At 70.5% G+C, this 12,302-nt stretch carries 14 protein-coding genes and 1 riboswitch; of the genes, 9 read left to right on the top strand and 5 right to left on the bottom strand.

Translation table 11 applies throughout. From position 1 onward, the window contains the following. Positions 1 to 8: 8 nt before the first annotated feature. A complete protein-coding gene (locus EV670_RS01100; protein WP_130429977.1) occupies positions 9 to 647 on the top strand; it encodes a DUF2238 domain-containing protein in 639 nt (212 codons plus the stop codon). Positions 648 to 654: 7 nt separating this feature from the next. Here the strand turns inward: EV670_RS01100 and EV670_RS01095 are convergent, their stop codons facing one another. After that, on the bottom strand, positions 655 to 1,374 hold the full coding sequence (locus EV670_RS01095) for an Hcp family type VI secretion system effector (RefSeq protein ID WP_130429976.1): 720 nt from the start codon (positions 1,372 to 1,374) through the stop codon (positions 655 to 657). Positions 1,375 to 1,478: 104 nt separating this feature from the next. Here EV670_RS01095 and EV670_RS01090 point away from each other — a divergent pair, with 104 nt between their 5' ends. Further along, positions 1,479 to 2,606 carry a DNA glycosylase AlkZ-like family protein gene (locus tag EV670_RS01090; protein WP_130429975.1) on the top strand — a complete coding sequence of 376 codons (1,128 nt, stop codon included), beginning with the start codon at positions 1,479 to 1,481 and terminating at the stop codon, positions 2,604 to 2,606. 14 nt (positions 2,607 to 2,620) lie between these two features. Here the strand turns inward: EV670_RS01090 and EV670_RS01085 are convergent, their stop codons facing one another. Both EV670_RS01085 and EV670_RS01080 read right to left on the bottom strand, forming a co-directional pair. After that, entirely contained in the window at positions 2,621 to 3,775 is a 1,155-nt protein-coding gene (locus tag EV670_RS01085; RefSeq protein WP_242616790.1) for a YbfB/YjiJ family MFS transporter, read from the bottom strand. A 33-nt stretch (positions 3,776 to 3,808) separates the two neighbouring features. Continuing rightward, positions 3,809 to 5,440 (bottom strand): peptide chain release factor 3, encoded by a 1,632-nt coding sequence (locus EV670_RS01080; RefSeq protein ID WP_130429973.1) that lies wholly within the window; start codon positions 5,438 to 5,440, stop codon positions 3,809 to 3,811. 127 nt (positions 5,441 to 5,567) lie between these two features. After that, positions 5,568 to 5,646: riboswitch (S-adenosyl-L-homocysteine riboswitch) on the top strand. Positions 5,647 to 5,731: 85 nt separating this feature from the next. Here EV670_RS01080 and ahcY point away from each other — a divergent pair. From ahcY to EV670_RS01050, 6 genes are read left to right on the top strand one after another with little or no spacing between them, the layout of a single operon-like run. Continuing rightward, positions 5,732 to 7,159: an adenosylhomocysteinase gene (gene ahcY / locus EV670_RS01075; RefSeq protein ID WP_130429972.1), complete on the top strand. Its 1,428-nt coding sequence runs from the start codon at positions 5,732 to 5,734 to the stop codon at positions 7,157 to 7,159. 57 nt (positions 7,160 to 7,216) lie between these two features. After that, positions 7,217 to 7,504: a FitA-like ribbon-helix-helix domain-containing protein gene (locus EV670_RS01070; protein ID WP_130429971.1), complete on the top strand. Its 288-nt coding sequence runs from the start codon at positions 7,217 to 7,219 to the stop codon at positions 7,502 to 7,504. Next, positions 7,501 to 7,941, top strand: coding sequence for a type II toxin-antitoxin system VapC family toxin (locus EV670_RS01065; RefSeq protein ID WP_130429970.1), 441 nt, complete (start codon positions 7,501 to 7,503; stop codon positions 7,939 to 7,941). The genes EV670_RS01070 and EV670_RS01065 overlap by 4 nt, the downstream gene beginning before the upstream one ends. 6 nt (positions 7,942 to 7,947) lie before the next feature. Beyond that, positions 7,948 to 8,721, top strand: a complete 774-nt coding sequence (locus EV670_RS01060; protein WP_130429969.1) for a TlyA family RNA methyltransferase — start codon at positions 7,948 to 7,950, stop codon at positions 8,719 to 8,721. Continuing rightward, a complete protein-coding gene (gene metF, locus EV670_RS01055; RefSeq protein ID WP_130429968.1) occupies positions 8,718 to 9,563 on the top strand; it encodes a methylenetetrahydrofolate reductase [NAD(P)H] in 846 nt (281 codons plus the stop codon). The genes EV670_RS01060 and metF overlap by 4 nt, the downstream gene beginning before the upstream one ends. Next, a complete protein-coding gene (locus EV670_RS01050; RefSeq protein ID WP_242616789.1) occupies positions 9,560 to 10,132 on the top strand; it encodes a GNAT family N-acetyltransferase in 573 nt (190 codons plus the stop codon). The genes metF and EV670_RS01050 overlap by 4 nt, the downstream gene beginning before the upstream one ends. Positions 10,133 to 10,145: 13 nt before the next feature. On the opposite strand, the gene EV670_RS01045 is transcribed toward EV670_RS01050, so the two are convergent. Next, positions 10,146 to 10,979: a PPK2 family polyphosphate kinase gene (locus EV670_RS01045; protein ID WP_130429967.1), complete on the bottom strand. Its 834-nt coding sequence runs from the start codon at positions 10,977 to 10,979 to the stop codon at positions 10,146 to 10,148. 10 nt (positions 10,980 to 10,989) lie between these two features. Next, complete coding sequence (locus EV670_RS01040; protein WP_130429966.1) at positions 10,990 to 11,637, bottom strand: 5-formyltetrahydrofolate cyclo-ligase; 648 nt, start codon at positions 11,635 to 11,637, stop codon at positions 10,990 to 10,992. A gap of 117 nt (positions 11,638 to 11,754) precedes the next feature. On the opposite strand from EV670_RS01040, the gene EV670_RS01035 reads away from it, so the two are divergent. Then, the gene (locus tag EV670_RS01035) at positions 11,755 to 12,138 is read left to right on the top strand and encodes a TfoX/Sxy family protein (RefSeq protein WP_130429965.1); all 384 of its coding nucleotides are present in this window, start codon (positions 11,755 to 11,757) and stop codon (positions 12,136 to 12,138) included. Positions 12,139 to 12,302: the final 164 nt, after the last annotated feature.

Raw genomic sequence — 12,302 nt, 5'->3', positions numbered from 1 at the left:
TCGGCGCCATGAACGACGCCAGCACCCTCTCGTCGCGCCAACTCTGGCTCTACTCGGCCGCCCTGTTCGTCCTGCTGGCGTGGTCCGCCGTCGGCGCTCACGAGACCGGCACCTGGCTGATGGAAGTGGCGCCGGTGCTGATCGCGGTGCCGCTGCTGCTGGCCACGCGTCACGGATTCCCGCTCACAACGCTGCTCTACGCGCTGATCTTCTTGCACGCCTGCGTGCTGATCCTCGGCGGCCACTACACCTACGCGCGGGTGCCGCTCGGCTTCTGGATGCAGGACTGGTTCGGCTTCGAGCGCAACCACTACGACCGCATCGGTCACCTGATGCAGGGCTTCGTGCCGGCCATCGCGGCGCGCGAGATCCTGCTGCGTAAGACGCCGCTGCGGCCCGGTGGCTGGCTGTTCACGATCGTCACCGCGGTGTGCCTGGCCGTCAGCGCGCTCTACGAGCTGATCGAGTGGGGCGCGGCGGTCGCGCTCGGCGCCGGCGCCGACGACTTTCTCGGCACCCAGGGCGATCCCTTCGACACCCAGAAGGACATGTTCTGCGCCTGGATCGGCGCGATGGCGGCCCAGTTGCTGCTGGGCCGCTGGCACGACCGCCAACTCGCCACGCTGCCCGGCCGCGGCGTGGCCTGAGGCGAGCTCAGCGGCGGCGCCGCTGCTGTTGCTGCGTCAGGACGCCCAGCAACAGCAGGCCGCCGAGCAGCAGCATCGCGGTGCTCGGCTCGGGCACGACGCCGACCGAGTCGGCCGCGGGCCGGGCCTCGGCACCGGCGGCAGCCAGCATCAGGCCCTCGAGCACCTGCGGGTCGCCGCTGAACAACGGGGCCGAGGCACTGGCCAGGTCCCAGCTGCCCTCGATGACGGCGCCGAGCGCGCCGGTCAGCGGATCCGTCGGCCAGTAGCGCATCGTGATCCGGCTGCCCGCCAGCGAACCGGAGACAAAGATGCGCTGATCGAAGCCGTAGCCGCTGAGCCGCAGGCTGGTCGCCTGGGCGTTGTCGAAGACCATCTGGAAGAAGGTCTGAGGCACCGCGCCGGCCGAACTGACCACGTCGAAGGTGGCCTGCGGGAACAGCTGGCCGCTGGCGACCGCCACGAACAGCGGCACGGTGCTGGTGTCGAGCGCCTGGTCCCAGCTGAAGTCGCTGAACGTGGCCCTGCCGACCGCGCCACCAACCGGTGGCGCCGGGTTGCTCAGGCCCCAGGAGAAGCTGTCGACGTCGATCCAGCCCGCATGATCGATCTGGGTGGACTCGCCGCGCAGATCACCGATCTTCAGGAAATGGTCGACCTGGGCCTCGGCCGCATCGATCCAGAGGCTGGCGAACAGGACGATCAGCAGAGCCGCAAAGCGCTTCATGATCCACTCCTGCCGCCGGCATGCCCGGGCCGCGCGGCGCGACGGCAGGCCGCGCGGACTACTAACTTAGGTGGCCCGGCGGCCCATCACAAGCCCCACAGACCGTGACTCTCATCAGCCTCGACCACCTGCGCCGCCATGCCGCGGCACGCACCCTGTTCGCGCCGACGACGCTCGGCCGCGCGATCGACCGGCTCGGCTTCGTCCAGGCCGACCCGATCCGCGCCCCGGCCAGGGCGCAGGACCTGACGCTGCGCCATCGCGTCAGCAACTACCTGGCCGGCGACCTCGAGCGCCGCTACGAGAAGCTGGCGATCGAGGAAGACTGTCTCGTCAACTACGGCTTCCTGCCGCGCGCGCATGTGGCGCTGATGCACCCGCGCGTGGCCCGGCGCGCCTGGGACGCCGCCACGCGCCAGCGCGCGCAGGAGGTGCTGGCCTTCGTGCGCGAGCGCGGTGCGACCCACCCGCGCGAGGTGCTGGCGGAGTTCGCGCACCATGGCCGCATCAAAGGCTACTGGGGCGGCACGCTCAACGCCAGCACCCAGCTGCTCGACGGCATGCACTACCGCGGCCTGCTGCGCGTAGCGCGGCGCGAGGCGGGCACCCGGGTCTACGAGGCGGTCGAGCGCGAGCCGGCCGACGACAGCCCGACCGGCCGCCGCGCCCGGGCCGATGCGCTGCTGGCACTGATCATCGCCAAGTACGCGCCGCTGCCCTCGGCCAGCCTGGGCTACCTGGCGAGCCTGCTGGGCTACGGTGCGCCGCAACTGCGCGAGGACACCCGCGCGGCACTGGCGCGCGCCCGCGCCACGTTGCCGAGCGCCGAGGTCGACGGCGTGCGCTGGTTCTGGCCCGAGGGCGAGTCGCCGGCCTCGAAGCGCTGGGCCACGGCGATCGAGCGCGACGCGGGCCGCGTGCGCCTGCTGGCCCCCTTCGACCCGATCGTCTGGGACCGCCGCCGCTTCGAGCTGCTCTGGGACTGGGCCTACAAGTTCGAGGCCTACACGCCGGCGCCGCAGCGCAAGCTCGGCTACTACGCGCTGCCGCTGCTGCGCGGCGAGCAGGTGCTCGGCTGGGCCAATGTCGATGCCAAGAACGGCGGGCTCGGCGTGGAACTCGGCAGCCCGCAGGGCCGGCCGCCGCGCGATGCGGCGTTCCGCCGCGAGCTGGAGGCGGAGGTCGAGCGGCTGCGCGAATTCCTGGGCCGGGCCGAGCTTCCGACGCGCTGAGCAGCGATCAGCGATCAGCGCACGGCCTCGGCCAGCGCGCGCTGGCGCGACGCCAGCAGCGCGCCGAAGGCCAGCACCGCGGCCGAGCAGATGAAGCCGCGCGCTAGGCCGCCGGGACCGTCGGCGACCCAGCCGACCAGGCTCGGCCCGACGATCTGCCCGGCGGCGAACACGATCGTGAAGGCCGCGATGCCGCCCGGCCACGCGGCCGGCGGCAGGTTGTGTCGCACCAGCGCGGTGGTCGAGGCAACGACCGACAGGAACACGCTGCCGAACAGCGCGCCCGAGGCGAACACGGCGACCGGATGGGTCGAGACGACCGGCAAGGCGGTGGCCAGCGCGAGCAGCGCGTTGAGCAGGCTCATCGGCCGGCCGTCGCGTCGGCGCTGCAGCAGCCCGGCCCACAGCCACGACGAGGCCATCACGCCGAGGCCGAGCAGCGCGTAGAACGCGACGACCTGGGCATCGCCCAGGCCCTGCTCGCGCAGCAGCGTGACGACGAAGGTCATGTAGCCGATGTAGCCGAGGCCGAACATCAGGTAGGCCGCGAGCCCGAAGGCCAGCGGCGCCAGCGGCGCGTGCCCGCGCGCCGCGGCCGCGACCGGCGCGCCATCGAGGCCGCGCGTGCCGCGCACCGTGACGAGCGTCGCGACGAGGGCCAGCGCGCCCAGCAGCCACCACGCGACCTGCCAGGCGTGCGGGCGCGCCAGCGCCACCAGCGGCGGCACCGCGAGCGCCGCGGCGACGATGCCGATGCCGGTGCCGCCGTAGTAGAGGCCGAGCACCAGGCCGCCACGGCCGGCCGCGGTCGTGGCCAGCCGGGCCGCGAGCAGCCCGCCGCCGACAAAACTGGCCGCGCTGGCAACGCCGGTGGCGGCGCGCAGCGCGTACAGCGCCGCGTCGCCGGCAACCAGGCCGTGCGCGACCAGCAGCGCCGCCACGGCGAAGCCGCCGGCGAGCATCGCGTGGCGCGCGTCCACGTGCACGAGCACGCGCGGCATCAGCAGCGCGCCGACCAGGTAGCCGGCCGCGTTGACGGTGTTCATCGCGCCGGCCGTCAGGTAGCTCCAGCCGAGGTCGGCGCGCATCGGCGGCAGCAGCAGCGCGTAGGAAAAGCGGGCCAGGCCGAGCGAGACGGCCGCCGCCAGCCCGAGGGCCAGCGCGGCCACTGTTGGCGAAACTGGGCCGGACCGCACCTGGGCTCAGTTCTTCTGCAGCGCCAGCCCCGCGTGCTCGCGCAGCGGGTGGAACACCACCTTCGGGTAGCGCTCCTGGCTCAACCGCAGGTCGTAGGCCGAGGTCAGCAGGTAGGCCAGGGTGTCGGCGGCGTCGAGCGCGAGCTTGCCCTCGTTCTCGTCGACGAACTTCTTCATCGCCGCCGCGTCGTCGCAGGTCACCCAGCGCGCGCCGGTGAAGCGGCAGGGCATCAGCCGGATGTCGACCGCGTACTCGGTCTTGAGCCGGTGCTGCACCACCTCGAACTGCAACTGGCCGACCGCGCCGAGCAGCATCGCGCCGCCGGTGTTGGGCCGGAAGACCTGGATCGCGCCTTCCTCGCCAAGCTGCATCAGGCCCTGCTGCAACTGCTTGCTCTTCATCGGGTTGGCCAGCTCGACGGTCTGGAACAGCTCGGGCGCGAAGAACGGCAGGCCGGTGAAGGTGCCGAAGTCGGCCGGCGCGTCACCGTGCGTGATGGTGTCGCCGAGCTGCACGCCACCATGGGTCGTGAAGCCGATGATGTCGCCGGCGTAGGCCTCCTCGACCGCCTCGCGCCGCTGCGAGAGGAAGGTCACGACCGAGGTCGGGCGCAGCTCCTTGGCGGTGCGCTGCACGCGCAGCTTCATGCCGCTTTCGTAGCGGCCAGAGTTGACGCGCACGAAGGCGATGCGGTCACGGTGCGAGGGATCCATGTTGGCCTGCACCTTGAACACCACGCCCGAGAAGCCCTCGCCATGCGGCGGCACCTCGTGCTCGGAGCCGTCGGCCCGGGTCACGTGGCGCGCGGCCGGCGGCGGCGCCAGGTCGACCAGCGCGTCGAGCACTTCCTGCACGCCGAAGTTGTTGACGCCGGAGCCAAAGAACACCGGCGTCTGCTGCGCGCCAACGAAGGCTTCCTCGTCGAAGGCGGGGGCGGCCTCGCGCACCAGCTCGATGTTGCCCTCGGCCTGCTCGAAGTCGTGGCCGAAACGCGCGCGCAGCTGCTCGGCCTGCGCCAGCGGCACGATCTCGTCGTCGTCGCCGCGCTTGGCCTCGCCCGGCGCGAACAGGCGCATCTGCTGCTTGCGCAGGTCGACGATGCCGCCGAAGGCCTTGCCCTGGCCGACCGGCCAGGTCATCGGCACGCAGGGCATGCCGAGTTCGCGCTCGACCTCGTCGAGCAGCTCGAGCGGCTCGCGGCCCTCGCGGTCCATCTTGTTGATGAAGGTGATGATCGGCGTGTCGCGCTGGCGGCAGACCTCGATCAGGCGCCGCGTCTGCGGCTCCACGCCGTTGGCGGCGTCGATCACCATCAGCGCCGCGTCGACCGCCGTCAGCACCCGGTAGGTGTCTTCCGAGAAGTCCTTGTGGCCGGGGGTGTCGAGCAGGTTGATGACGCAGTCGCGGTAGAGCATCTGCATCACCGAGCTGGCGACCGAGATGCCGCGCTGCTTCTCGATCTCCATCCAGTCCGAGGTCGCGTGGCGCGAGGCCTTGCGCGCCTTGACCGAGCCGGCGATATGGATCGCGCCCGAGAACAGCAAGAGCTTCTCGGTCAGCGTGGTCTTGCCGGCGTCCGGGTGCGAAATGATCGCGAAGGTGCGGCGGCGGCGGGTCTCTTGGAGGAAGTCGGACACGAGGAGCTTTCGATGGCGGCGCGCCGGCGGCAACTCCTGCGGCGCGCGAAGCGCGAGATGCTAACGGCATAAGGCCCCGCTGTTCAGGGTTAGCCCTCAAGCTTCGGCCGGCGACGCTACAATTGCGGCTTCCGAGGAGCGTTGCAACCGTCAGCTCATGACGGCCAGGCTCGGAACCTTTTCAAAGGCAACGGCGCTCACCCGCAGGCAGTTATCGTGCGCGGTGAGTGTGAGTCCACCCATTCCCTCGTGCGGCCCTGCGGTTCAACGAAGCTGAACCGGAGATTCCCCATGAGCGCCGTCCTCAAAGCCACGCCCGACCACGCCATTGCCGACCTTTCGCTCGCCGACTGGGGCCGCAAGGAACTGAAGATCGCCGAGACCGAGATGCCCGGCCTGATGGCGATCCGCCAGGAGTTCGCCGCCAGCCAGCCGCTCAAGGGCGCGCGCATCACCGGCTCGCTGCACATGACGATCCAGACCGGCGTGCTGGTCGAGACGCTGCAGGCGCTCGGCGCCAAGGTGCGCTGGGCCTCGTGCAACATCTTCAGCACCCAGGACCATGCCGCCGCCGCACTGGTGGCCCAGGGCACGCCGGTCTTCGCCTACAAGGGCGAGAGCCTCACCGACTACTGGGACTACACCCACCGCATCTTCGAGTTCGGCGCCAAGGGCAGCGAGGGCGAAGGCCCGAACATGATCCTCGACGACGGCGGCGACGCCACGCTGCTGATGCACCTGGGCCAGCGCGCCGAGAAGGACCTCTCGGTGATCGCCAACCCGACGAGCGAGGAAGAGACCTGCCTGTTCGCCGCGATCAAGGCCAAGCTGGCGGTCGATGCCACCTGGTACACCCGCAAGAGCGCGCAGATCATCGGCGTGACCGAGGAAACCACGACCGGCGTGCATCGCTTGAACGAGATGAGCGCCAAGGGCACGTTGCTGTTCCGCGCCATCAACGTCAACGACAGCGTCACCAAGAGCAAGTTCGACAACCTCTACGGCTGCCGCGAGTCGCTGGTCGACAGCATCAAGCGCGCCACCGACGTGATGATCGCCGGCAAGGTCGCCTGCGTGGCCGGCTACGGCGACGTCGGCAAGGGCTCGGCGCAGGCGCTGCGCGCACTGTCGGCGCAGGTCTGGGTCACCGAGATCGACCCGATCAACGCGCTGCAGGCGGCGATGGAGGGCTACAAGGTCGTGACGATGGAGTACGCGGCCGACAAGGCCGACATCTTCGTCTCGGCCACCGGCAACAAGAACGTCATCACCTACGCCCACATGGCGGCGATGAAGGACGAGGCCATCGTCTGCAACATCGGCCACTTCGACAACGAGATCGACGTCGCCTCGCTCGACAAGTGCGAGTGGGACGAGATCAAGCCCCAGGTCGACCACGTCAAGTTCCCGGACGGCAAGAAGATCATCTTGCTGGCCAAGGGCCGCCTGGTGAACCTGGGCTGCGCCACCGGCCACCCGAGCTTCGTGATGAGCTCCTCCTTCGCCAACCAGACCATCGCCCAGATCGAGCTGTTCACCAAGCGCGAGCAATACCAGGCCGGCAAGGTCTACGTGCTGCCCAAGCATCTGGACGAGAAGGTCGCGCGCCTGCACCTCAAGAAGGTCGGCGCGATGCTGAGCGAGCTGACCGACGAACAGGCGGCCTACATCGGCGTCAGCAAGTCCGGCCCCTACAAGGCCGACAGCTACCGCTATTGATTGACCACGCCGCTCCGTGGCTCCAAAATGGAACCACGGAGCCGGTATGGAGCCAACATGAGCGTCAACCTGTCGATCAAGAACGTGCCGGACGAGGTCGCGGAGCAACTGCGCCTGCGCGCCGAACGCAACCACCGCTCGCTCCAGGGCGAGCTGATGGCCATCGTCCAGCAGGCGGCCAGCGAGCGCGAGGCAACGCGTGCCGGCCCTGGGACCCAGTCCTTCATGCGCGGCACCCGAAGCATCGAGCAGACGGCGGCCGAGTTGCGCAAGCGCTTCCCGGCCCCCGCCGGCGTCGGCCCGCTCGCGGTGGACATCATCCGCGCCGATCGCGATTCGCGATGAGCGCGCCGGGCCCACGCCTCTACGTTGCCGAGCCGCCCGTGGTCTATGCATTGCGGCCGCCGGTGGTCGTCGATTGCAGCGCCATCGCGGCGATCCTGTTCCAGGAGCCGTTGCGCGACGAGGCGCAGATCCGCATCGAGGGCAAGGCGCTGCATGCGCCCAGCCTGCTCGACAGCGAGGTCGCCAGCGTGGCGCTGAAGAAGGCCAGGCAGGACTGGCCGGCCGAGTCGATCAGCGCCGCGATCGACTGCTACCTCGACCAGGCCATCGAACTCCATCGCGGCGATGTCTCGCTGCAGCTCGAGCTGGCGCTGCGCTTCGAGCTGTCCGCCTACGACGCTGCCTACCTCGCGCTGGCGGTGCAGTTGCGGGCGCCGCTGGTGACCTTCGACCGCCGGCTGGGCGAGGCCGCGCAGCGCGCGCTCGGCGAACTGTAGATCCCGATGCGCGCCGACCAACTCCTCGTCGAACGCGGCCTGGCCTCGACCCGCTCGCAGGCCCAGCGGCTGATCAAGGCCGGCGTGCGCTGGCTCGGGCCACAGGGCTGGCAGGTCGTCGCCAAGAACGGCGAGGAGCTGCCGGCCGAGGCGCAGATCGAACTGCAGGCCAGCGACGAGGCAAAGTGGGTCTCGCGCGCCGGACTCAAGCTCGAGGGCGCGCTGGCGCACACCGGCATCGATGTCACCGGCACGCTCTGCCTCGACGTCGGCCAGAGCACCGGCGGCTTCACCGAGGTGCTGCTGGCCGCGGGTGCGAAGAAGGTGGTCGGGGTCGATGTCGGCCATGGCCAGCTGCACCCGAAGCTGCGCGAGCATCCGCAGGTCAGGGCCTTCGAGGGGCTCAATGCGCGCGGTCTGACGCGCAGCGCGCTCAAGGGTGCGCTGCCCTCGCGCTTCAAGGGCTTCGACCTCATCGTCGGCGACCTGAGCTTCATCCCGCTGCCGCTGGTGCTGCCGGCGCTGGCCAAGCTGCTGGCGCCGACCGGCACGCTGCTGATGCTGGTCAAGCCGCAGTTCGAGCTGCAGCCCAAGGACATCGGCAAGGGCGGGCTGGTCAAGGACGCCGCGTCCTACGTCGAGGTCGAGGCCAAGCTGCGCAGCGCCGTCGCGTCGCTCGGCCTGCAAGTGGTCGACTGGTTCGACAGCGCCATCGCCGGTGGCGACGGCAACCGCGAATTCTTCATCCGGGCGCAGCCCGGAGCCGGGAGCAACGATTGAGCACGAGCAACAGCAGGCTGCCGCTGAGCCTGGAATTCTTTCCCCCCAAGACGCCCGAGGGCGCCGAGAAGCTGGCCACGGTGCGGCGCGAGCTGTATGCGGTGAAGCCCGAGTTCTGCTCGGTCACCTATGGCGCCGGCGGCTCCACCCAGGAAGGCACCTGGGCCACGGTGCAGGCGATCCGCGCCGAGGGCGTGGAGGCGGCACCGCACTTCAGCTGCATCGGCGCCACGCAGGACGCGGTGCGGGCCAGCCTGCTGCAGTTCAAGGCAGCGGGCATCCGCCGCATCGTCGCGCTACGCGGCGACCTGCCGAGCGGCTACGGCGGCTTCGGCGAGTTCCGCTACGCATCGGACCTGGTCGCCTTCATCCGGGCCGAGACCGGCGAGCACTTCCATATCGAGGTCGCGGCCTACCCCGAGGCGCATCCGCAGGCCAGGAGCCCGCAGGCCGACCTGAAGGCCTTCGTCGCCAAGGTCAACGCCGGCGCCAGCAGCGCGATCACGCAGTACTTCTTCAACAGCGACGCCTACTTCCGCTTCGTCGACGAGGCCGCGGCCGCTGGCGTCAGGCTCGACATCGTGCCCGGCATCATGCCGATCACCAATTCGACGCAGCTGATCCGCTTCTCGGAGGCCTGCGGCGCCGAGATCCCGCGCTGGATCCGCGGCCGGCTCGAAGCCTTCGGCGACGACCGCGCCTCGATCCAGGCCTTCGGCCTCGACGTGGTGACCGACCTGGTCGACCAGTTGCGCACGGCCGGCGTGCCGGGCATCCACTTCTACGCGATGAACCAAAGTACCGCGGTGCTGGAGATCTGCCGTCGACTGGGGCTCGCTTGAGCTTCTACGCGGGCTTGACCGATCTGCCGACGCTCGCGACCGAGCGTCTGAGACTGCGGCCGCTGCGCGAGGACGACGCGCCGGCGCTGCTGGCCATCTTCGGCAACCCGGACGTGATGCGCCACTGGAGCAGCCTGCCGTGGACCTCGGTCGATCGGGCTCTGACCCTGGTACAGGGCCTGCGCGAGGACTTCGCCGCGCGCACACTGTTCCAGTGGGGCATCGCGCTCGCCGATACCGACACCGTGATCGGCACGACCACGCTGCTCCATCTCGACGCGGCCAATCGACGTGCCGAGATCGGCTACGCACTGGATCAGGCGCACTGGGGCCGCGGCGATGCGCGCGAGGCGCTGCAACTGCTGATCGACCACGCCTTCGGCGAGCTGCGGCTGCACCGGCTCGAGGCCGACACCGACCCGCGCAACACGCGCTCCTGCGTGCTGCTGGAACGCCTCGGCTTTGCGCGCGAGGGCCTGCTGCGCGAGCGCTGGCACGTCGCCGGCGAGGTCTCCGACTCGGCGCTCTACGGCCTGCTGGCCGCGGACTGGCGGCGCGCCCGAGGCTAGGCCGCCGCGCGGCCTATTCGATGTGGATCGTCGCCGGATCGAAGTCCGGCTTCGGCGGCTCCAGCTTCATCGCCCTCAGGGCCTGCACCACCAGGCTCGCGATCATCAGGTTGCGCTGGCTCTTGCTGTCGGCCGGCACGATGTGCCAGCGCGCGCTCTTGGTCGAGGTGGCGGCGAGCGCGGTCTCGTAGGCGGACTGGTAGTCGCTCCACTTCGCGCGCGCATCGAGGTCGCCGGGCTGGAATTTCCAGCGCTTGGCCGGGTCGTCCAGCCGCGCCTGCAGGCGCTCCTTCTGTTCGTCCCTGGAGATGTGCAGGAAGCACTTGAGGATCGTGGTGCCGGTCTGCGCCAGCAGTTCCTCGAAGGCGTTGATGTGGTCGAGCCGGCGTTGCTGCTCGCGAGCGTCGATCCAGCCCTCGACCACCGGCACCAGCACGTCCTCGTAGTGGCTGCGGTTGAAGACCACGATCTCGCCCGAGCGCGGCACCACCGCATGAACCCGCCACAGAAAGTCGTGCGCGCGCTCGATCTCGCTCGGCGCCTTGAAGGCCGCGACCCGCACGCCGAGCGGACTGCAGCGCGTGAGCACCGCACGCGCGGTGCCGTCCTTGCCCGAGGTGTCCATGCCCTGCAGCACCAGCAGCAGCTTCGGACCCTTGGCCGGGTCGGCCTGGCCGTTGGCGTGGAGCAGATCCTGCAGCCGATCGACCTCGTTGGCGAGTTCGAGCAGGCGCGCGTCGTCGCGCTCGCGGCTGCTGCCGGCGAAGGGCCTGGCACGCGGATCGACATCTCCCAGCCGCAGCTTGCTGCCATCGACGCGCCAGGGCTTGAAGGGGTCGCTTGCCATCGGTCGGTGCTCAATCGCGGCGCAGCCAGGCCACGCCCTCTTCGGTGAGGATCGCGTCGAGCGGCATGTCGTGCGGCTCGGCTTCGAGCCAGGGCACGAAACCATGCGCGAAGCCGACGCCGACGGTGAACGGCCGCGGCTCGAGGCCGGCCAGCGTGCGGTCGTAGAAGCCGCCGCCGTAGCCCAGGCGCAGCCCGCCGGGGCCGAAGCCGACGCAGGGCACCAGCAGCAGCGTCGGCACCACCACGTCGGTACCCTTGGGCTTGGGGATCGAGTAGGCGTCTTCCTCCATCGGGCAGCCCGGATACCAGAGGTGGAAGCGCAGTTGCCTCGTCTCGCGGTTCATCACCGGCAGGCCGATGCGGCGCGGCGGCGCGTCCTCGGGATGCGGTTCCCGGTGCTGCTCGTCGCGCAGCGCGCCCTCGGCGCCCTCGGTCCAGCGAAACAGCGCCGGCAGCGGGTCGAACTCGCCCTTGATCGGCCAGTAGGCGCCGACGGTGGTGTCTTCCTCGCGCAGCGCGAGCCAGACCCGCAGCACCTCCTGCAACTGGGCGACACGCTGCTGGCGGTCGACCAATCCCAGGCGTTCGGCCTGCAGCAGGCGGCGCAATTGGGCCTTGTCGCGCGACGGCGCGGTCGGATCGAAGGGCAGCGGCATCGGCGGATCGGTCGCGTTGACGGCCTCGCATTTTGGGGCCGGCCATGGCGATCGGGCAAAGCCGCCGCGCTTTGCGCGAAACTGCGCGAGCCCTTCGACGCCGCCGACTCGACCCCCATGGCCACGCCGCCGCGCGCCCCGCCGCCCTACGTCTCGCTGTGCCTGGAACTGCTGTCGCCGCTCGGCCGCGTGACGGCGCGCGCGATGTTCGGCGGCTACGGGCTCTACGTCGACGGGCTGATGGTCGGGCTCGTCGCCGGCGAGCAGCTCTACCTGAAGACCGACGCGCAGAGCATCGAGGCCTGGCGCGCCGCGGGCTGCCACCCTTTCAGCTACGAGCGCGGCGGCGGCAAGCCGCCGATCGAGATGAGCTACTGGACGCCCCCGGTCGAGGCCTTCGACGGCGAACACGCGATGCAGCCGTGGGCGCGGCTGGCGCTGGCGGCGGCACTGCGCAAGCGGGCGGCCAAGCCCACCGGCGCGCGTCCGCGACGAGGCTAGGGCCTGTTAACGCTACCGGAGGGCTCGCGCCCGGGCCGCGCAGGCCGCAGGGCTAGGCGCGAGGGAGGACGCGTGCTCGTGCACGCAACGACCGAGCAACGCCGCCCAGCGGCCGGCGCGGCCCCGGGCCGAAGGGGGTTACCCCGAAAAAGCGGCCCCCCCCG

Source organism: Rivibacter subsaxonicus, from assembly GCF_004217215.1.
GTDB classification, from domain to species: domain Bacteria; phylum Pseudomonadota; class Gammaproteobacteria; order Burkholderiales; family Burkholderiaceae_C; genus Rivibacter; species Rivibacter subsaxonicus.
This window is presented reverse-complemented; position numbering and strand designations above follow the sequence as displayed.